Source organism: Lactococcus sp. LG1074, from assembly GCF_017309525.1.
Classification (GTDB): domain Bacteria; phylum Bacillota; class Bacilli; order Lactobacillales; family Streptococcaceae; genus Lactococcus; species Lactococcus petauri.
Map to the genome: position 1 here is coordinate 395,192 of NZ_CP071293.1, position 22,037 is coordinate 417,228.

General features: G+C 39.2%; 14 protein-coding genes. 11 read left to right on the forward strand and 3 right to left on the reverse strand.

What is annotated here, in order from left to right; translation table 11 throughout:
• The first annotated feature begins 96 nt into the window (after positions 1 to 96).
• From J0J36_RS01930 to yjeM, 4 genes are all read left to right on the forward strand, one after another.
• Positions 97 to 1,041 carry a manganese-dependent inorganic pyrophosphatase gene (locus J0J36_RS01930; RefSeq protein ID WP_014024319.1) on the forward strand — a complete coding sequence of 315 codons (945 nt, stop codon included), beginning with the start codon at positions 97 to 99 and terminating at the stop codon, positions 1,039 to 1,041.
• Positions 1,041 to 1,805 carry a DUF1803 domain-containing protein gene (locus J0J36_RS01935; RefSeq protein ID WP_019292421.1) on the forward strand — a complete coding sequence of 255 codons (765 nt, stop codon included), beginning with the start codon at positions 1,041 to 1,043 and terminating at the stop codon, positions 1,803 to 1,805. Before J0J36_RS01930 ends, J0J36_RS01935 begins: the two co-directional genes overlap by 1 nt.
• Positions 1,806 to 1,807: 2 nt before the next feature.
• The gene (gene pepT / locus J0J36_RS01940) at positions 1,808 to 3,049 is read left to right on the forward strand and encodes a peptidase T (RefSeq protein WP_019292420.1); all 1,242 of its coding nucleotides are present in this window, start codon (positions 1,808 to 1,810) and stop codon (positions 3,047 to 3,049) included.
• Between the two features lie 341 nt (positions 3,050 to 3,390).
• Positions 3,391 to 4,992, forward strand: coding sequence for a glutamate/gamma-aminobutyrate family transporter YjeM (gene yjeM, locus J0J36_RS01945; protein WP_019292419.1), 1,602 nt, complete (start codon positions 3,391 to 3,393; stop codon positions 4,990 to 4,992).
• 61 nt (positions 4,993 to 5,053) lie between these two features.
• On the opposite strand, the gene J0J36_RS01950 is transcribed toward yjeM, so the two are convergent.
• Both J0J36_RS01950 and J0J36_RS01955 read right to left on the reverse strand, forming a co-directional pair.
• Complete coding sequence (locus J0J36_RS01950; RefSeq protein ID WP_153924535.1) at positions 5,054 to 6,505, reverse strand: UDP-N-acetylmuramoyl-L-alanyl-D-glutamate--L-lysine ligase; 1,452 nt, start codon at positions 6,503 to 6,505, stop codon at positions 5,054 to 5,056.
• A gap of 193 nt (positions 6,506 to 6,698) precedes the next feature.
• Positions 6,699 to 7,577, reverse strand: coding sequence for a helix-turn-helix domain-containing protein (locus tag J0J36_RS01955; protein ID WP_019292417.1), 879 nt, complete (start codon positions 7,575 to 7,577; stop codon positions 6,699 to 6,701).
• 281 nt (positions 7,578 to 7,858) lie between these two features.
• Between J0J36_RS01955 and J0J36_RS01960 the strand changes: the two genes are divergently transcribed.
• The 7 genes from J0J36_RS01960 (at position 7,859) to rpoC (ending at position 20,880) form a co-directional block, all read left to right on the forward strand.
• Entirely contained in the window at positions 7,859 to 8,359 is a 501-nt protein-coding gene (locus J0J36_RS01960; RefSeq protein WP_019292416.1) for a hypothetical protein, read from the forward strand.
• Positions 8,360 to 8,367: 8 nt separating this feature from the next.
• Positions 8,368 to 8,922 carry a hypothetical protein gene (locus J0J36_RS01965; RefSeq protein WP_019292415.1) on the forward strand — a complete coding sequence of 185 codons (555 nt, stop codon included), beginning with the start codon at positions 8,368 to 8,370 and terminating at the stop codon, positions 8,920 to 8,922.
• Positions 8,923 to 9,035: 113 nt separating this feature from the next.
• Positions 9,036 to 10,754 carry a polysaccharide biosynthesis protein gene (locus J0J36_RS01970; RefSeq protein ID WP_019292414.1) on the forward strand — a complete coding sequence of 573 codons (1,719 nt, stop codon included), beginning with the start codon at positions 9,036 to 9,038 and terminating at the stop codon, positions 10,752 to 10,754.
• A gap of 96 nt (positions 10,755 to 10,850) precedes the next feature.
• Positions 10,851 to 12,734, forward strand: a complete 1,884-nt coding sequence (locus tag J0J36_RS01975; protein WP_019292413.1) for a M13-type metalloendopeptidase — start codon at positions 10,851 to 10,853, stop codon at positions 12,732 to 12,734.
• Positions 12,728 to 13,039 carry an MGMT family protein gene (locus J0J36_RS01980; protein ID WP_019292412.1) on the forward strand — a complete coding sequence of 104 codons (312 nt, stop codon included), beginning with the start codon at positions 12,728 to 12,730 and terminating at the stop codon, positions 13,037 to 13,039. The genes J0J36_RS01975 and J0J36_RS01980 overlap by 7 nt, the downstream gene beginning before the upstream one ends.
• Positions 13,040 to 13,322: 283 nt before the next feature.
• The gene (rpoB, locus tag J0J36_RS01985; RefSeq protein ID WP_040086615.1) at positions 13,323 to 16,913 is read left to right on the forward strand and encodes a DNA-directed RNA polymerase subunit beta; all 3,591 of its coding nucleotides are present in this window, start codon (positions 13,323 to 13,325) and stop codon (positions 16,911 to 16,913) included.
• Positions 16,914 to 17,232: 319 nt separating this feature from the next.
• The gene (gene rpoC / locus J0J36_RS01990; protein ID WP_019292410.1) at positions 17,233 to 20,880 is read left to right on the forward strand and encodes a DNA-directed RNA polymerase subunit beta'; all 3,648 of its coding nucleotides are present in this window, start codon (positions 17,233 to 17,235) and stop codon (positions 20,878 to 20,880) included.
• 92 nt (positions 20,881 to 20,972) lie between these two features.
• Here rpoC and J0J36_RS01995 read toward each other — a convergent pair whose 3' ends face one another.
• Entirely contained in the window at positions 20,973 to 21,881 is a 909-nt protein-coding gene (locus J0J36_RS01995) for a diacylglycerol kinase family protein (RefSeq protein ID WP_019292409.1), read from the reverse strand.
• Positions 21,882 to 22,037: the final 156 nt, after the last annotated feature.

Here is a 22,037-nt window from a genome sequence, read left to right on the forward strand (position 1 = left end):
GGCAAGAACACTTCCAGTAATAGATTGAAAGCGTGCGTAAATCCTCTTTTTTTGATATAATGAAGCGAATATAAATATATAAATGAGGTAAAAGAAATGTCAGATAAAATTTTTGTCTTTGGTCATCAAAAACCAGATACAGACGCAATCGCATCATCTTATGGTTTCTCATATTTGAGCAACCATCGTCCAGTTGGCGCTTTGAATACAGAGTGTGTTGCATTAGGTACACCTAATGAAGAAACGCAATTTGCGTTGGACTATTTTGGTGTAGAAGCACCACGTGTTGTAACATCAGCAGCAGCTGAAGGCGTGGATACAGTTATCTTGACGGATCACAATGAGTTCCAACAATCAATCGCAGATATTGCTTCATTAAATATCTTTGGTGTGGTGGACCACCACCGTGTGGCTAACTTCAATACTGCTTCTCCTTTGTTCATGACAATTGAACCTGTTGGCTCAGCTTCTTCAATTGTTTACCGCAAATTCCTTGAAGCGGGTGTTGAGATTCCCCGTGAAGTAGCAGGTCTCTTGCTTTCAGGTTTGATTTCAGATACCTTGCTTTTGAAATCACCAACAACACATGCAACTGACCATAAAGTTGCAGAAGAATTGGCAAAAATTGCTGGTGTTGATCTCCAAGAATATGGTATGGCTATGCTTAAAGCTGGCACAAACTTGGACAACAAGTCAGCAGATGAACTCATTGATATTGATGCAAAAACATTTGAACTTAATGGCAGTCGTATCCGTATCGCTCAGGTAAATACAGTTGAAATTCAAGATGTACTTTCACGCTTACACGATGTCAAAGTAGCCATCAAGAAAGCAATGGAAGTTGAACATTATGATGACTTTGTCTTCATGATTACAGATATCGTAAATTCTAACTCAGAAATTGTCGAAATCGGTAGCCACAAAGATAAAGTTGAAGCAGCTTTCCACTTTACGTTAGAAGACGACCATGCTTTCTTAGCTGGTGCCGTTTCACGTAAAAAGCAAGTTGTACCACAACTTACTGAAGAGTTTAACAAATAATGCCTATTCGCGTTTTTAATGAAAATAGGCTGACTTGTCAGCCTTTTTTCTTAAAACTGATTAATTACCTGCACGTGCATGAAGAGGTAACCTTACGCCAAATTCATAAAGTTTTTGAACAAGAGAAAAACTTAGATCGCCAGCTTGATAGCTTTATTGCTGCTGGTTTTATCTGGCGCAAGGATAAACGTTATGGCAATAATTTTAAAGTTTTTACTGATGCTGACTTTGATCTTTCTTCAAAAACAATGCCTGTAGCTGTTAATATCTATGAGAAACCATTTTTTGTGGCAGTTGGAAGTCAAGTGGAGCAGAGACTGGAGCAGTCTATTGTCCAGCAAAAACTTCAAAATAAAACCAATACAATCACGCTACATTTTTCAAGTCGGTATGATTTGACCACAGATAGCTTATTTAACTATTTTTACAAGGTGGCGCATCACTTACCGCTTACAATACTTGAACAAGAAGTATATCAGCTTATGGGCGATGTTGATCCAGAGTATGCTCTGAAATACATGACCAGTTTTTTGCTCAAATTTACGCGTAAAGATATTGTCAAAGCACGTCCAGATATTTTCATCAGAGCCTTAGAAAAATATGGCTACATCTCCGCAGTAGGTGAACGAGAGTTTACGTCAAATCTTGCGTTTGACGATACACTTCAACTTGAAGAAATTCATTATGATTCTCCTCAAGACTTCATCTCTGCCCAAATCCAACAAACAAAGGTATTAAAGAACTTCATTTCCATAGGAGGATAAAAATGAAATACGAAAAATTGTTACCCCGTTTCCTTGATTATGTTAAAGTAAACACACGTTCAGATGAAAATTCAACAACTGTACCATCTGTTCCTGCTCTTGTTGATTTTGCTCATAAAATGGCAGATGAGATGCGCGAAATTGGTATTCAAGATGTACACTATCTTGAATCAAACGGTTATGTTGTAGGGACTATCCCAGCAACTACAGACAAAAATGTCCGTAAAATCGGTCTGATTTCTCACATGGATACAGCAGACTTTAATGCAGAAGGTATCAATCCGCAAATTCTTGAAAACTATGATGGAGAGTCTGTGATTAAACTTGGTGATTCTGGTTTCAGTCTTGATCCAGCAGAATTCCCAAACTTGAAAAACTACAAAGGTCAAACTTTGATTCATACAGATGGTACAACACTTTTGGGTGCTGATGACAAGTCGGGGATTGCTGAAATCATGACTTTGGCTGATTATTTAATCAATATCAATCCTGATTTTGAACATGGTGAAATCCGTATTGGTTTTGGTCCAGACGAAGAAATCGGTACAGGGGCTGACCGTTTTGATGTTGAAGATTTCAATGTTGACTTTGCTTATACAGTTGACGGTGGACCCCTTGGTGAATTGGAATATGAAACATTCTCAGCTGCCGGTGCTGTTTTAGAGTTTCAAGGTAAAAATGTTCACCCAGGTACAGCCAAAAATACAATGGTTAACGCTTTGCAATTAGCAATGGATTACCATGCGCAATTGCCAGAATTTGATCGTCCCGAAAAAACAGAAGGTCGTGAAGGTTTCTTCCACCTTTTGAAATTAGACGGAACTGTCGAAGAAGCACGCGCACAATATATTATTCGTGACCATGCAGAAGATAAATTTAATGAGCGCAAAGCCTTGATGCAAGAAATTGCTGATAAAATGAATGCTGAACTTGGCTCTGAACGCGTAAAAGCCACAATCAAAGATCAATATTACAACATGGCTCAAGTTATTGAGAAAGACATGTCAATCATTGATTTAGCCGAAGAAGCAATGAAAAACTTGGATATCGAGCCAAAAATCGAACCTGTTCGCGGTGGGACAGATGGTTCTAAGATTTCATTTATGGGCTTGCCAACACCGAACATCTTTGCTGGTGGTGAAAACATGCACGGTCGTTTTGAGTTTGTAAGCTTACAAACTATGGAAAAAGCAGTAGATGTACTGCTCGAAATGCTTAAACTCAATAATAAAGTTGAAAAATAAAGCATAATAAGCTAAAATAGTTCTTAAGGTTGGGAGGAATAGCTTTCCAACAGTGATTTTTTCGAGAGAATTTACTTTTCTTAATTAAATAAACCAATAAACAAGTCGCCTTTGGGCGACCTGTTTTAGGTTTTTCTTAGAATTGTCGCACAATTATAACGAATTCTAGTTATGATTGTTCTATTCTATCTTTTGTAAAAGACAATATAATTCACTGTTGAGAGTTCTGGTCAAACTTCCCACTCGCCTTTACTTATGGTAATTATACAAGTACTTTAAGTTACTTGATTTACAAATATTTTCAATCAGTCAATCTGATTATAAAAAAAGGAGGACATTTGATGTCTGATAAAGCAAAAGGGAAACTTTCTCTTGTCGGCTTATGCCTGATGATCTTCACATCAGTATATGGATTTAACAACATCCCACGTGCATTCTACATGATGGGTTATGCTGCAATTCCATGGTATATCGTGGGTGGATTATTCTTCTTCCTGCCCTTTGCCTTCATGGTAACTGAACTTGGTTCAGCTTTCAAAGAAGAAAAAGGTGGGATCTATTCTTGGATGGAGAAAGCAGTTGGTCCAACTTTCGCCTTCGTCGGAACATTTATGTGGTACGCTTCATATTTGGTATGGATGGTCAACGTTTCAAATGGTATCATGGTACCAATCACAAACATGATTTTTGGTAACTCGCTTCATGTGCCAGATCCATGGATTCTCTCAATCATTGCTATGATTTGGGTTGCTGCAATCACTTTCTTTGCACTTCGTGGTTTGGATGCAGTCAAAAAATTCGCTACACTTGGTGGTATTGCTGTTCTTTCATTGAATGCGATTCTCTTGATTTGCGCACTCTTAGTCCTTATTCTTAATGGACATCCAACAACGCCAATTACTGCTGAAGCTTTTGTAACCAGCCTTAATCCTAACTTCAATAACAGTTCTGCAATTGGCTTTATTGCCTTCATGGTATTTGCTATCTTTGCTTATGGTGGTGTTGAAGCAGTTGGTGGTTTGGTTGATGAAACAGACCAACCTGAGAAAAATTTCCCTCGTGGTGTTGTAACGTCAGCGCTTATCATTGCAATCGGTTATTCTGTAATGATTCTCTGTGTTGGTTTCTTCATGAATTACCAAACAGGCGGTGCATTTTACGAAGGCGTAAAAGCTGGAACAATTAACCTTGGTAATGCAGGTTATGTAACAATGCAATACCTTGGTGAAGCGCTTGGTGCTGCTTTTGGTATGAGTCATTCAGGTGCGGTAGTTATCGGTTCAATTCTTGCCCGTTACATGGGTCTTGCAATGTTGCTTTCATTAATGGGTGCTTTCTTTACATTGATCTACAGCCCAGTTAAACAAATTATTTCTGGTACACCAGATAAACTTTGGCCTGGTCGCTATGGACAACTTGATAAAGAATCAGGTATGCCAAAATTTGCGATGGTTATCCAATTCGTAATTGTCTTTGTTATCATCTTGCTGAACATGCTCATCAACCTTGGTGGTGGTGCAGAAGCAGCGGCGAAATTCTTTGCAATCTTGACAAACATGGCCAACGTTGCGATGACATTGCCTTACCTCTTTATCGTTATTGCCTATGCAAAATTCAAACTCAATGATAATATTGAAAAACCATTTACGCTTTATAAATCTAAAGGTGTAGCGATGGCGGCTGTAACGGTAACATTTCTTGTTGTTGCTTTTGCAAATGCCTTCACAGTAATCCAACCTATCACAGATTACTTTGCTTTGCCAGTTGCTGAACGCTCTGCAGTCCTTGGAGATACAATCCAAACAGTCGTATCAATGATTGCTGGTCCAGTTATCTTTGGTTTGGTAGCCTTCTTTATGATGAATCGCTACAAAAAACGTTACCCTGCAGAATATGCCTCATTAACAGAACTTTCTGAAGATGAATTACATAATGCTAAATAAAAAATAGCAGCTTAGGCTGCTTTTTTTTATTCCAAAACATAAAATGCCGATGAGGCAATTTTTAAATAAATTTTTCTGCTACGGCTCTATCACCAGGATAAGGTTCACGTTTATCATTGACTAACTGGAACTTGTCTGCACCCTTTCCAGCAATAATAACAGCATCATTTTGATCTGTCACACGTTGAATGGCTTGTTTTATTGCCTCTGCACGATCTGCTTCAAAATCACAGGAGCGTGAAACATAACTTGCAATTTCATCAGCAATGGCTTTAGGATCTTCGTGGTTAGGATCATCTTGAGTGAGAATGACTTCTAAGCGTTCGTGTGCTTCGATAACTTGGCCAAAATCCTTACGACGACTTTCACCTTTATTACCCGTAGCTCCTAAAACCAAGACGATTTTACCGTTATGATGAGGTTCAACAACAGACACTAAGTTTTGCAAACTAATACCGTTATGGGCGTAATCAACATAAATTCTTGCACCATTTTTTGTAGTTAACATCTCCATGCGTCCAGGTACTACGGCTTTTGCTAAGCCGTTTTTAATTTGTTCGATTGTGGCTCCTAGATGTTGGGTTGCTAAAGCTGTTGCTAAGGCGTTTTCTTGGTTAAATTTTCCAAGTAAACGAATGTCAAAATGGTCAGCTATTTTACCACTTGTTGTAAAATCGTGTGCATGAGATTCGATGATTTGATTGTCAGATTTTTCACCGTAAAAATCATGCGGGATTTTAAGATCTGCTAACTCTTGCTTAATTACATTAAAATGGGTCATTTCACTGTTGGCTACAAAGTAACCGGAATGATGTAAAAGTTGTCGCTTGCAGTAAAAATAATCTTCAAGTGTAGGATGTTCGACAGGTCCGATGTGATCGGGAGAGATATTAAGGAAGACACCAACATCGAAGTTAATAGCATAGACACGTTCAGTTTTATAAGCTTGTGAGCTTACTTCCATCACAAGGTGTGTCATTCCATTATCCGCAGCTTGGCGCATCATTTTGAGTAAGTCAAGACTTTCGGGTGTAGTTAACTCAGATTTGAAGAAATTTTTCCCATCAAGAGTTGTTTCTGCTGTAGAAAGTAAGGCTGTTTTTTGTCCGTTCATTTCATCTAAGATTGATTTAGCGAAGTAAGCAGAAGTTGTTTTTCCTTTTGTTCCGGTCAAAGCTAATATTTGGAGTTCATTTTGTGGATAATCATAAAATGATTGAGCTAAGAGACTCATTGCACGCTTCACATTTGAAACAATGATTGCAGGTATTTCCACTTCATAATCTATTTCAGAAATGTAGAAAGGTGCTGCTATGTTTTCTAGATATTCTGCTTTAAAATTTAGACCTTTCGCAAAAAATAGGGTTGATGCAGAAGTGTTTCGGCTATCATAGCTTAATTGATCGAAGGTGAAATCTTCTTCCCAGTTATAGTAATATTCCTTTTTAAAGACAATTTCGTGAAAGTTTTCGTCTTTTTTCAGAATTTCTAAAACATCTTGTATTTTGAGCATGGGTTTTTCTGCCTCCTTTATTTATACCATTTAACTCCGGAAGAGAGCTAAATTATAAGGCACTTCACTTAAATGTGGATAGGTGCTTTTTTCTTATTCGTAGGCTTAATTATACCATTTTCACTTATATTTTTGTAACTTGATAATCGCTTTATGTTTCGTGAACAAGAGAGGATAGTGCTATAGGAAGCGTTTATCTTGTTTTTACCACAGTCTCTAAGCTTTTAATTTCCTGTTCAAGTTTCAGAGCAATTTGATAGGATTCACATCGTTCAAAAATATATTGACATTTTTTCATTGTTTCTATAGCGCTCGTATCTCCAAAAACCACTTCAAAATGCGCTTTTTGATATATGAAATTTACTCTTTCAAAAAGATCGATTTCTGGAATGTTTAAAGAAGCAATAAAATCAAGTAACTCTTCTGCTAAATATTTCTGTCTATTTTTAATAAAAATCTCGAGGAAGATTATTCCAGTTTTTATTTGAGCTTTTTGGGTAAGAGGATGAATGTTTCTGCATCGTGCTGTTTTGAGTATTTTATGGCTAAACTTTGATAAGGTACCTAAGTCTAGAAATCCAGCTATGTCACTCAACAAATCAAATTCATATTCGCCCCATATTTTGATGTTAATTAAGTAGTGTTTAATGACAGTAAGACTTTTAGAAGAGAGGTGATAATGGGGATCTATCTGCTTCATGGTTGCCTCTAAGCGAAATTTATCCAAGTTTAATCTTTGAGTGGAAGATGAGCTTTGTATAAGTGATTTTTCATATTTTTGGATAATTTTTTGAAGATGGAGCGTATTACTGTTTAGATGAGCCATATCACGTTCTTCAAACCAGTCCAAAGGATTGAGTTGGGTATTAAGATGATGGAAAAATTCGTGAGGTGCTACATTTATATTATTCAAGAGATAGAGCAAAACAATGCAAGAAACATAACTGCGTCCATTTTCAAAATTAGAAAGTTGGGAAGTGGAGATGCAGTCCTTCGCCGCTTCCTTAAGGGCGAAATTTTTAGAGGTACGAAAATAACGATATATTTCTCCGATGGGCAGTGTTTTTTTCATAAAAGACTCCTATATTTTTAATATCTTTATGCTTTGAAACTGTGGTAAAAGAGCAAGAAAAAGCTTGTTTATGGCAATTTTTCTATTAACTAAGTCGACAAAGAACTGTCAATATATAGTAATTTAAGCCTAAGTTATAACTGTCTTTAGCTGTAATGTTGTTATAGACTAACTATAAGCGATATAAATGGGTAGGGTTAATCAAGTACTTCAAGTATTATTCGTATCTTTGCTGAAAAATTCACACATAAAAAAATCATAACCACAGAAAGGAAAATTTAATGAAAAAACAAACTAAAAAAGGGATAGTTGGTATGATTGCACTCACTCTCTTATTTTCGACAGTTGGGCCGTCTGTGACAGGGCTAGTACAAGCGAATGATATTCAACTAAATCAACAACAAAGTGAAAATTGGAATTCGCTTGAACAGATTACATTTGACGAGTCTGACTTGGCTTTTTTACAACAAAAAGAAAAAGAATTGATGGCAAGTCAAAACGTGCCATTATTGGCACCGCGTGCTTTTTCTATCCGAATGGTCGGAAGGAATTTGGAAGGCTTGTGGCATCGTTCAGCAGGGATGCGCAGGGCTTTAACTGCGGTAGGGTTTGGTTGGACACAAATTAAGGCTATCGCGCGTGGCGTATATGTCTATAGCTATAGAGTCATTGCGGCTAAAATAGCAACAGTTGCAGCTTGGAACTGGGCCGTTGGCGCTGTTATTGGTGTTTCAGCAGGAGCAGCCATCTATACAATGGGAAATTTCCGACTTTTTTATTAATCATCCTTATGAATAAAAATAACCAAACTTATATTTTTAGCGCTCTGGTTTTCCTTGGTGGTAGTTTTCTCATCTTTGTTTCAGAGGAAAGTGTATTCACGGATTTTGATTCACTTTTAGGGTTTCTTGCGGTAATTCAGAGCAGTTTCATTCTGAATTACATTGGTATATTCATCTTCCAAAACGTGGCATTCATGGAAAGAACAGTGGAGCTGAGCTATTACAAAAAACAACTGCCAAAAATTCAGGCTCTTTCTTACCTGATGGCCCTATCTTGTTTTACTGTAGCTTCGTCCATGGATTTAACCGTAGTCTTGGCAATAGTCTTCTTAATGATGACGAATACGGTAATCCGGGCTTATTTTATCAGTATACGCATGTTAAAGTTAATGTATATCCAACGACAGATAAAGGAGTATTTTTTTAGAGGACTTCTGGGCTTAGCTTTTATCCTGCTTATAACTTATTTTAATTTTTATACCGTGACATTTTTTTCTGTGCTACTTTTATGTCAAACGTTCTGGAATTTCAAGTTAATTATATCTCACGGTTCTAGTAAATAAAGGAACTAAACTTATCCATCTAGAATTTGTAGTTCGAAATAGAACTTATTTTGTCCAAGGAGTGTTATAAACTTTTATTGTCAAAAATCCCTACTTCATGGTAAAATAGAAAAATGAATAGTACAGAAATGACTGATAATCTCAGCATGGAAGAAAAGCTCCAGCAAATGGATGCGGAAACCAAGCGTAAAGAGATTCGAGACAATAAAGCAGCACAGCAGGATACAATGATGCGCGGGACCTTGTGGTTTACTTTAGCGGATATTTTATCACGTCTTCTGGGTGCGATTTACATCATTCCGTGGTTTGCGTGGATGGGAGAACACAATAATGAAGCCAATGCCCTTTTCTCAATGGGGTATAATATTTATGCGCTCTTTCTCTTGATTTCAACTGCAGGTCTTCCTGTAGCTATTGCGCGTGAGGTAGCCCATTATAATGCGATGGGAGATGAAAATCTAAGCAATCGTTTAGTTCGTCATATCTTTATTTTTATGGTTGGGCTTGGTATTGTAGCAGCTGGTGTGATGTATATCGGTGCACCAGCATTAGCAGCTATGTCAGGTGGAGGAGAAAACCTAACAGAGGTGATGCGCTCGCTTTCGCTCGCCATTCTAATTTTCCCGGCCATGTCAGTCATTCGAGGATATTTCCAAGGGCTTAATGATATGAAGCCGATAGCTTTGAGCCAAATTTATGAACAGGTTGTCCGTGTAATTTGGATGTTAGTATTTACGTTTATGATTATGAAGCTTGGCTTCTCAGGTGGAGATTGGACACAAGCAGTTGTCCAATCCACAACAGCAGCCTTTATCGGTATGTTGGGCTCATGTGCTGTCTTGCTCTGGTATTTGATCAAAAACAATATGCTTGGCAAGATTATTAACCCAGGCCCAAGTATTACAAAAATTAGTGCTTGGCGCCTGCTTTCACAAACCATCTATCAAGCTATCCCGTTTGTCGTTATTGGCTCAGCTATTCAAATTTTTAAAATTGTGGACCAAGCGACCTTTGTTACGGTCATGCGGTGGGTATCTGACTATAGTGATACACAGCTTTTAGTTTTCTTCTCATACTTTTCTGCTAATACCGACAAGTTGACAATGATTCTCATTGGTGAAGCGATGACTTTAGGAGCTGTGGCTCTGCCACTTATTGCCTCTAACTTTGTTAAGAAGAATTATAAAGAAACAGCGCATTTGATTTCTTACGATTTTCAACTGTTTGTGGCCTTTATGTTGCCTGCGGTCCTAGGCATGACAATTTTAGCTGCACCAATCTATACACTGTTTTATGGTTCAGTAAATAGCTTGCAGCTTGCACTGTTTATCTGGGCTGTCCTCCAAAGCTTCTTGCTGGCTTTGTACACGATGGTTGCCCCAATCTTGCAAGCTTTGCATTATTCTAAAGTAGCGATGCGTTACTTCATTATTACTTTAGTGATCAAATTGATTTTGCAAGTGCCGTCAATTATGATTTTCCACTCTTATGGTCCGCTTGTGGCAACGACTATTGCTTTTGGATATGGCACATGGATTATTATTCGCAAGATTCATGAAGTTACGGGTTTCCGAGTTAAAAGTACTTTGAAAGGAATTATTGGAATCTCAATTATTACGGCTATTATGGCCGTTGTGACTCTGGTTCTTTATGGGTTGATTTCGTTGATTTTGATGCCACTTTCTCCAGGTCATTTCAAAGCCTTGCTCGTGATAGCTGTAGCTGGTGGCGGTGGATTCTTCACCTACATTTATATTGCAGCCAAAGCTGGCTTACTTGAAAAATTAATGGGGAGCCGAGGCACAAGACTTCGTCAAAAACTTCATATTTAAAAAAAATAAATAAAGCGAATTTCAGAATGCAGAGCTGTTCGGAAGTTTGCTTTTTCTTTTATGTTATAATATAAAAAACGTTTTCAGGAGGTTATAATGACACGAATACAAGATGATTTATTTGCAACAGTAAATGCCGAATGGCTTGAACAGGTACAGATACCAGCTGATAAACCTCGTATCTCTGCTTTTGACGAATTGGTATTGGAAAATGAAAAAAACTTAACAGCCGATTTGCAGCGCATGTCTGTGGAACTTCCAGAAGATAATCCTGAACTGCTAGAGGCTATAAAGTTTTACAATAAGGCAGGAGATTGGAAAAGTCGTAACAAAAACGATTTCTCTGCCGTTATTAGAGAGATGGATAAGGTAACAAATCTTAACTCATTCGAGGATTTTCGTACGCATTTACTTGATTTGATTTTTCATTCTCAAGCCCCATTACCTTTCTCAATCAGCGTTGATGCAGATATGAAAGATGCAGTGCACCACTCTCTGGGCTTCACTGGTCCTGGACTTATTTTGCCTGATACTACTTACTATGAGGAAAGTCATCCTCGTAAAGCTGAACTTTTGAGTTTTTGGCAGGAAAACTCCAAGGAAATATTAGAGCATTTTGGACAAAAAGATGCCCAAGAAATCGCGGCTAAAGCAGTGGCTTTTGATGGCCTTTTGGTGGAATCAGCAAATACTGCGGAAGAGTGGGCTAAATATGCGGAGCTTTATAATCCGGTTCCTTTTAAGGAGTTTGTAGGACATTTTAAAAATATAGATTTTGACTCATTTATTAAGGGCTTGGTTAGCACTGAACCGGAGAAAATCGTTGTCTTTGAAAGTCGTTTTTATGACTCTTTTGACCATATCATCAACGAAGAAAATTGGCCTTTAATTAAAGCGTGGATGTTGGTGAAAATCGCGCGTAAGGCAACTGGCTTACTTTCAGATGAATTACGACTTTTAGGGTCTGCATATGGACGTTTTTTATCGAATGTATCAGAGGCAAGGAGTCAAGAAAAACATCAGCTCGATATAACGGAGAGTTATTTCAGTCAAGTGATTGGCCTTTATTACGGTCTAAAATATTTTGGAGAAGAAGCTAAATCAGACGTTAAGCACATGACTTCTGAGATGATTAAAGTTTATCAAGAACGCTTAGATAAAAATGAATGGCTCAGTCGTGCAACGATTGATAAGGCTATTGAAAAATTGAGTGCAATTACTGTGTTCATAGGCTACCCGGACAAACTTCCAGAAATATATAGTCGTTTTAAAGTTGGAAATGGGAGTCTCTACGAAGATGCCTGTCATTTTGATGAATTGCTCACTGCACGTCACTATGAAAAATTTAGTGAAGAAGTTGATAAGAGCTTGTGGCATATGCCGGCTCATATGGTTAATGCTTATTATAGTCCCGACAGCAATACGATTGTTTTTCCGGCAGCTATCTTACAGGCACCTTTCTACAGTCTTGAACAGTCAGCTAGTCAAAATTACGGTGGTATTGGTGCAGTAATTGCCCATGAAATTTCACATGCTTTTGACAATAATGGAGCACAGTTTGACAAGTATGGCAATCTCAATAAATGGTGGACAGACGAAGACTATGAAGCTTTTGAGAAGAAACAAGAAGAAATGATTGCAGCTTTTGATGGACGAGCAACTGAAGCTGGTCCAGCAAACGGCAAGTTGATTGTTTCGGAAAATATTGCCGACCAAGGAGGAATCACGGCAGCGATGACTGCTGCGCAAAAAGAAGAGGATGTTAATCTTACAGATTTCTTTAGCCAATGGGGGAAAATTTGGCGTATGAAAGCCAGCATGGAATTCCAGCAAATGCTTCTTTCAATGGATGTTCATGCCCCAGCAAAATTGCGCGCCAATATTCCACCGACAAACTTAGAAGAATTTTATCAGACTTTTGAGGTGCAAGAAAGCGACGGGATGTATCGCGCGCCTGAGCAACGTGTGAAAATATGGTAAAGGACTTTGAAGACCTTAAGCCGGAAACGCAGCGGATACTTAAAGAAATCAAAGCGGTACCCTATGGACAAGTGAGTTCATACAGAGATATTGCACTACGGGCAGGCCTTATAAATGGTGCGCGGCAAGTTGCCAGAGCGCTTCACGGTCTATCGGAAAGCCATCACTTACCTTGGTGGCGAATCATCAGATCAGATGGCACTATAGGGATGCACGGTGAAGGGCGTCTAGAACAAATTCGTTTGTTAAAATTAGAAGGTGTTGAGGTGACGGATAGAGGTAAAGTTAAGCTGAAAGAAAAGTAATTCAAGGGCATTTAGACCTTGTAAAGACAGTCGATAAATGATATAATATAGGGTAATGGTTTGTCGACAAATTCTGTGGGAAATATTGTCCCCACGGGTTTTGTAAGCAACGAAACGTCAAGTTTTCGTTGCTTTTTTGCCGTTTCTGAACTGTAAAAAATCTAAAAAGTAATGAAAAAGACAAACTACTGACTTTTCAGAATTTTTCATAAGAAACTTAAAATCGACAAATCTTGTATAACACATCCAGAAAAACTGGAAAAATAGAATGAGGAGAATCAACTTGGCAGGACATGACGTAAAATACGGTAAACACCGTACAAGACGCAGTTTTTCACGAATCAAAGAAGTAATTGGTTTGCCGAACTTGATCGAAGTTCAAACAGCAAGTTATCAAAACTTCCTTGACGAAGGTTTGGCTAACGTCTTCAAAGAAATGTTTCCAATTGACAACTTTGCGGGCACAATGGAGCTTGAATTTGTTGGATATGAAATGAAAGCCCCTAAATACACTGTGGATGAAGCCCGTGCTCACGATGCAAACTATTCTGCACCGATTCATGTGACTTTCCGCCTTGTAAATAAAGAAACAGGCGAATTGAAAACACAAGAAGTTTTCTTCGGTGATTTCCCACTTATGACTGAAATGGGTACATTCATCAACAACGGTTCTGAACGTTTGATCGTCAGCCAGTTGGTACGTAGCCCGGGTTCATACTTCCACCTTAAAACAGATAAAAATGGTTTGGAATCTTATGGTCATACAACTATTCCTAACCGTGGTGCGTGGTTTGAATTAGATACAGACGCTAAAGGTGTTGGTTATGTACGTATTGACCGTACACGTAAGTTAACATTTACAACAATGTTGCGTGCTCTTGGTTTTGGTAGTGACGATGAAATCCTTGAACTTATGGGACCAAGTGAACTCCTCAATACAACATTGGGCAAAGACGTTCACAAAAACCCATCAGACACACGTGTTGAAGAAGCACTTAAAGACATCTATGACCGCCTCCGTCCTGGTGAACCTAAAACAGCGGACAGCTCTCGTGGACTTTTAATTGCACGTTTCTTCGACCCACGTCGTTACGACTTTGCACCTGTAGGTCGTTATAAATTTAATAAAAAGCTTGCGCTTAAAAACCGTATTCTCGGTTTGACTTTGGCAGAGCCAATCGTTGATCCTGAAACAGGAGAAATTCTCGTTGAATCTGATACTCTTGTAACACGTGATGTTTTAGATTCTATCGAAAACCTTTTGGATAATGGTCTCAATACAACAGTTTATCAACCATCTGACGATGCTGTTATTCCTGAGCCAATTGAACTTCAAACATTGAAAGTTTACTCTCCAAAAGATCCAGAACGTGTCGTGACATTGATTTCTAATGGTCAAATTCCTGCAGAAAATCGTGTGTTGATGCCAGCTGATGTGATTGCTAACATCAACTACTGGTTAGGTCTTTCTGAAGGTATTGGTAAAGTAGACGATATTGACCACTTAGGAAACCGTCGTATCCGTTCAGTTGGTGAATTGCTTCAAAACCAAGTCCGTATCGGTCTTTCACGTATGGAACGTGTTATCCGTGAACGTATGTCATCTTCTGAAAATGAAAATATGACACCTCAAGGATTGATTAACATCCGTCCTGTAACTGCTGCAATCAAAGAATTCTTTGGTTCTTCACAGTTGTCACAATTTATGGACCAACACAATCCTTTGTCAGAGCTTTCACACAAACGTCGTTTCTCTGCCTTAGGTCCTGGTGGTATCTCACGTGACCGTGCTTCATATGAAGTACGTGACGTTCACTACACTCACTATGGCCGTATGTGTCCGATTGAAACACCTGAGGGTCCAAATATCGGGTTGATCAATAACTTGTCTTCTTATGCCAAAATCAATGAATATGGTTTCATCATGTCACCATACCGTCGTATTGATCGTGCAACGGGAACAGTTACGGATGAAGTAGAGTATTTAACAGCTGACGAAGAGGACAACTACACTGTTGCCCAAGCTAACTCACCATTGACTGATGACAACAAATTTGTCAACGAAACAGTAATGGCCCGTCACGTTGGTAACAATATTGAAGTTGATGCTTCAACTGCAGACTATATGGACGTTTCTCCTAAACAGGTTATCGCCGTAGCAGCTGCTTGTATTCCTTTCTTGGAAAACGATGACTCCAACCGTGCCCTTATGGGTGCCAACATGCAACGTCAAGCCGTTCCATTGATTGATCCACATGCACCTTGGATTGGTACAGGTATGGAACATCAAACAGCACGTGATTCAGGTGCTGCTGTGATCGCTAAACATGATGGTACCGTTGAATATGTAGATGCTGACGAAATCCGTGTACGTCGAACATCAGGTGAACTTGATATCTATAACATTATGAAGTACCGTCGTTCAAACTCAGGAACTTCATATAACCAACGTCCACTTGCTGAACTTGGTGATAAAGTTGAAGCCGGCGACATCATTGGTGATGGACCATCAATGGAAAATGGGGAAATGGCGCTTGGCCAAAACCCACTCGTTGCTTATATGACTTGGGAAGGTTATAACTTCGAGGATGCCATTATCATGTCTGAACGTTTGATTAAAGATGACGTTTATACATCTATTGCTATCGAAGAGTATGAATCAGAAACACGCGATACAAAGCTTGGCCCTGAAGAAATTACACGCGAAATTCCAAATATTGGTGATGAAGCCCTCAAAAACTTGGACGAAGACGGTATTATCCGTATTGGTGCTGAGGTTGAAGATGGGGACTTGCTCGTTGGTAAAGTAACACCAAAAGGTGAAACTGATCCTACACCTGAAGAACGTCTTCTTCGTGCTATCTTTGGTGAAAAAGCACGTGAAGTTCGTGATACATCACTCCGTGTTCCTCACGGTGGTGGCGGTATCGTTCACGATGTACGTGTATTCACACGTGAAAATGGTGATGAATTGCCATCAGGTGTGAACAAGTTGGTTCGTGTCTTCATCTCACAAAAACGTAAAATCCACGTTGGGGATAAGATGGCCGGACGTCACGGTAACAAAGGTGTCGTTTCAAATATCGTTCCTGTAGAGGATATGCCTTACTTGCCAGATGGTACACCAATCGATATCATGTTGAATCCATTGGGTGTCCCTTCTCGTATGAATATCGGACAAGTTATGGAACTTCACTTAGGTATGGCTGCACGTACATTGGGTATTCACATTGCATCACCGGTCTTCGATGGTGCAAGTGATGAAGATATCTGGAATACCGTTAAGGAAGCTGGAATGGCTGATGATGCCAAAACAGTACTTTATGATGGACGTACAGGTGAAGCTTTTGATAACCGTATCTCTGTCGGTGTCATGTACATGATCAAACTTCACCACATGGTTGATGATAAACTTCACGCACGTAGTGTTGGTCCTTACTCACTCGTTACACAACAACCGCTCGGTGGTAAAGCGCAGTTCGGTGGACAACGTTTCGGGGAAATGGAAGTTTGGGCCCTTGAAGCTTATGGTGCGGCAAATGTTCTCCAAGAAATTTTGACTTACAAGTCAGATGATGTTATTGGACGTACACGTGCTTATGAAGCTATCGTTAAGGGTGAACGTATTCCTAAACCAGGTCTTCCTGAATCATTCCGTGTCCTTGTAAAAGAATTGCAAGCACTTGGTATGGATCTTAAAGTCCTTGATGGTGAGAAAAATGTCCTTGACCTTCGTGAACTTGATGATGAAATCGAAGTTCGTCAAGAAAATATTGACATTACGCCAGAAATGCTTGAAGCTCAGGAGCAAATTGTTACTGAAGCAGTGGAAACTGAACAAGCATTGATTAGCGAAGCAAAAGAAGAAAAATAATTGTTCTTTTCTGTGAACAAGAAGTTTATTAGGAATAAGAAATAGCTTTTCGTAATAAATTTAAGATAAAAACCTTTTAAGGTAAACCGCTGTGCAAGTGTGCTAGGCGGTAATGTAGAACTGTATTTGGATGGATAACTTCTATTTTAAAAATAAGTCCTACATTGCTGCCTATCACATGAGCTTTGATCCGTTAGATTGAAGATTTTCGGGCAAGATTGTGTTTTAAAAGATACAGCTAGCGGTCTTCACAGTAATGTTTGTCAAGAGCCAAACATTCAACAGAAAAGAAATAAATACAAAGAAAGTGGAGAAAACATTGGTCGATGTAAATAAATTTGAGAGCATGCGAATTGGTATCGCATCTCCACAAAAAATTCGTTACTGGTCATTTGGTGAAGTCAAAAAACCAGAAACCATCAACTATCGTACGCAAAAACCTGAACGCGAAGGTCTCTTCGATGAGCGTATCTTTGGTCCACAAAAGGACTGGGAATGTGCTTGTGGTAAGCTTAAAGGCGTTTTCTACAAAAACCAAGTCTGCGAACTCTGTGGTGTTCAAGTAACGACAGCTAAATCACGTCGTGAACGTATGGGGCACATCGAGTTGGCAGCACCAACTTCACACATCTGGTATTTCAAAGGGATTCCATCACGTATGGGGCTTGCACTTGATATGAGCCCACGTGCTCTTGAAGAAGTTATTTACTTCGCAAGTTATGTCGTTATTGATCCTAAGGAAACAGATCTTGAAAAGAAACAACTTTTGACAGAGCGTGAATATCGTGAACAACTTTTGAAAAATGGTTTTGGTTCATTTGTTGCGAAAATGGGTGCTGAAGCTATCCAAGATTTGCTTAACGATGTTGATATTGATGCAGAAGTTGCTGAACTTAAAGAAGAATTGAAAAATGTTAGCGGACAACGTCGTGTTAAAATCATTCGTCGTTTAGACGTATTAACAGCCTTCAAAAAATCTGGTAACAAATTAGCTTGGATGGTACTTAATGTGCTTCCAGTTATTCCACCAGATCTTCGTCCAATGGTTCAATTGGATGGTGGACGTTTTGCCACATCTGATTTGAATGACCTTTATCGTCGTGTTATCAACCGTAACAATCGTTTGAAACGTTTGATGGAGCTTAATGCCCCTAATATTATCGTCCAAAATGAAAAACGTATGTTGCAAGAAGCTGTTGATACATTGATTGACAACGGTCGTCGTGGTCGTCCAATCACAGGTGCCGGTAATCGTCCACTTAAATCTCTCAGCCATATGCTGAAAGGTAAACAAGGGCGTTTCCGTCAAAACTTGTTGGGTAAACGTGTTGACTACTCAGGTCGTTCAGTTATTGCAGTTGGTCCAACACTTAAAATGTACCAATGTGGTGTCCCACGTGAAATGGCTATCGAACTCTTCAAACCATTCGTAATGTCCGAATTGGTTAAACGTGAAATGGCTGCCAACATCCGTGCGGCTAAACGTAAAGTTGAACGCCAAGATGCTGAAGTTTGGGATGTCCTTGAAGAAGTTGTTAAAGAACACCCTGTTCTTCTTAACCGCGCACCGACGCTTCACCGCTTAGGTATTCAAGCGTTCGAGCCAGTACTTATTGATGGACGTGCAATGCGTTTGCACCCGCTGGCTTGTGAAGCCTACAATGCCGACTTTGACGGTGACCAAATGGCGATTCACGTGCCATTGTCAGAAGAAGCGCAAGCCGAAGCACGTTTGCTTATGCTTGCTGCTGAACACATCCTTAACCCTAAAGATGGTAAACCAGTCGTTACACCTTCTCAAGATATGGTCTTGGGTAACTACTACTTGACAATGGAAGCAAAAGGACGTGAAGGAGAAGGTATGATCTTCTCTAATCCTGAAGAAGTTGAAATTGCAATGCGTAACGGATATGTCCACTTGCATACACGTATCGGTATTGCAACACAATCAATGAATAAACCTTGGACAGAATTCCAAAAAGGTAAAATCTTGATTACAACTGTCGGTAAAGTAATGTTCAACTCAATTATGCCTGAAGGAAATGAAATTTATCCAGAAGGTATGCCTTACTTGAATGAAAATACCGATGAGAACATCACAACTCAAACGGACGACCGTTTCTTCATGGAACCTGGTGAAGATATCCATAAACGTTTAGCTGAAATTGATACAGTATTGCCATTCAAGAAAAAACACTTGGGTAATATTATCGCTGAAGTCTTCAAACGTTACCGCACAACAACAACTTCTGAGTTCCTTGACTTGCTCAAGAACTTAGGTTACCACCAATCAACATTGGCTGGTTTAACAGTTGGTATTGCGGATATCCCAGTGGTTCCTGAAAAAGCAGAAATCATTGGTGCTGCACACAAACGTGTAGAACAAATCACTAAACAATTCCGTCGTGGTTTGATTACTGATGATGAGCGCTACAATGCGGTTACTGATGTTTGGCGTGGTGCAAAAGATACACTTGAAAAACGCTTGATTGAAGAACAAGATTTGACTAACCCGATCGTTATGATGATGGACTCTGGTGCCCGTGGTAACATTTCCAACTTCTCACAATTGGCCGGTATGCGTGGTTTGATGGCTGCTCCTAATGGTCGTATCATGGAATTGCCTATCATTTCTAACTTCCGTGAAGGTCTTTCTGTCTTGGAAATGTTCTTCTCAACTCACGGTGCGCGTAAAGGTATGACCGATACAGCCCTTAAGACTGCCGATTCTGGTTATCTTACACGTCGTTTGGTTGACGTTGCTCAAGATGTTATCATCCGTGAAGTGGATTGTGGTACAGATCGTGGACTCTTGATTTCTGATATTGCCACTGGTAAAGAAATGGTAGAACCGTTGGTTGAACGTCTCGAAGGACGTTACACACGTAAAACAGTTGTACATCCAGAAACTGGTGAAGTAATTATTGGCGATGATCAATTGATTACAGAAGATATCGCGAAGCAAATCGTTGCTGCAGGTATCAAAGAAGTTACAATCCGTTCAGTATTTACATGTAAAACACCACATGGTGTATGTAAACACTGTTACGGTAAAAACTTGGCAACAGGTGAAGCCGTTGAAGTTGGTGAAGCTGTTGGTACAATCGCCGCTCAATCAATCGGTGAACCTGGTACACAGTTGACAATGCGTACATTCCACACGGGTGGTGTTGCGTCAAGCTCAGATATCACTCAAGGTTTGCCTCGTGTACAAGAAATCTTTGAAGCACGTAACCCTAAAGGGGAAGCAATCATTACCGAAGTTACTGGTACGGTTGAATCTATTGTGGAAGATGCTGCGACACGTACACGTGAAATCACAGTCAAAGGTAAAACAGATACACGTTCATACACAGTATCAATGGCTGATGTGCTCATGGTTGAAGAAGGTGAATTTATCCACCGTGGTCACCAATTGATCCAAGGTTCAATTGAACCTAAGCACTTGCTCCAAGTACGTGATGCTTTATCCGTTGAAACTTACTTGCTCGGTGAAGTTCAAAAAACTTACCGTTCACAAGGGGTTGAAATCGGGGATAAACACATCGAGGTTATGGTTCGCCAAATGCTTCGTAAAGTCCGTGTAATGGATACTGGTGATGTGGATATCTTGCCTGGTGGACTTATGGATATTTCTGACTTTGAAAAAATCAATGAAGAAGCCCTCCTTTCTGGTAAAACACCAGCGACAGCACGACCTGTTCTTATGGGGATTACCAAAGCATCATTGGAAACAAATTCATTCTTGTCTGCTGCATCCTTCCAAGAAACAACACGTGTCTTGACCGATGCTGCAATCCATGGTAAAGAAGACCACTTACTTGGTCTTAAGGAAAATGTCATTATCGGTAAGATTATTCCTGCCGGTACAGGTATGTTCCGTTACCGTAATCTTGAGCCATTGTCAGATTTGTCAAATGCTCCTGAGGTCACTGTTTCAGAAACTGAAATTGAAGAAGTAAAATAAAATAAAAAATAGCGATGATTATATCGCTATTTTTTTGTAAAAGAAAAACGGAAGATGAACTCTTATTGAAAAGATAGTCTTCCGTTTTATTATTAACAAATAATCTTTCTTTTTTCAGAAGTTAGAGTCAAAGTGTCATTGGCTTGGATAGTAAAAGACTCTCCATCGATTTGAACGGGTTGAACGGACTGCGATGTTACTGCAGCTGCTGTGGAAACACTATGATGGAAAAGGTTATTGTCTAAATGTTTTCCCTTAAGCAGACTAGGAATTAACGAAAATATTTTCGGGATACTATATCTGTCCAACTCAACCAAATGAATTTCTTGGCTGAGATTAGTCGCTTCAGGTGCAATTTGAATACCACCGCCAAAATAGGGATGCTTAGTAAAGGTCAAGAGAAAGGCATTATCAAACTTAAAAGCATTTTTCATGTTATAAACGCTAAGCTCAAACGGTTTTTTGCTAAATAAAACATGAAGGGCGGTCAGAAAGTAAGAAAGCCTTCCTAACTTGAGTGCATTAAGTATGCTTTTCATACGTCCACTGTTAGTTGCTTTGACAATGGCTGCATCTAAACCGATTCCTACATTATTGAGCGCGTAGCCAGAAAACGATTGCGATTTATAATGGATAACATAAAAGTCTTTGGTCTTATCTTGGCGAATATTTTCGAAGGCTTGGATAGGATCAAAAGAAAGCCCCAAACTGCGGGCAAAATCATTACCTGAACCAGAAGGAATGTAACCAAAGGACAGATTATCAGGTAAAGCATTGAGAGCCAAAGAAATGGTACCATCACCACCTAAGATGACAAGCCGGTCTTCTGCTGATTTCTCTTCCAAGATTTTTTGGATAAAAGCTGCTTCTTGCCCAGTATGTTCGGTCGCAAAGAGTTTGTAAGAGAGGCCCTCTTTTTCGAGATAGGGCAATAAAAGTTTCAATGAACGCTCCCCTTTGCGTGAACCGGCATTGGGATTGGCAAGAATGTAATAAATCATAGAACTATTTTATCAAAAAAATATATTTTAGAGGTAAATAACATAACAATTTCCAATGATACAAAAAATTTCGTAAGAGTAACAAAGTAAAAAAAGAAAGTTTTCGAGTGAATGGCAAAAAACGCGAACAGCCTTTTATATGTTATAATTAGAAGA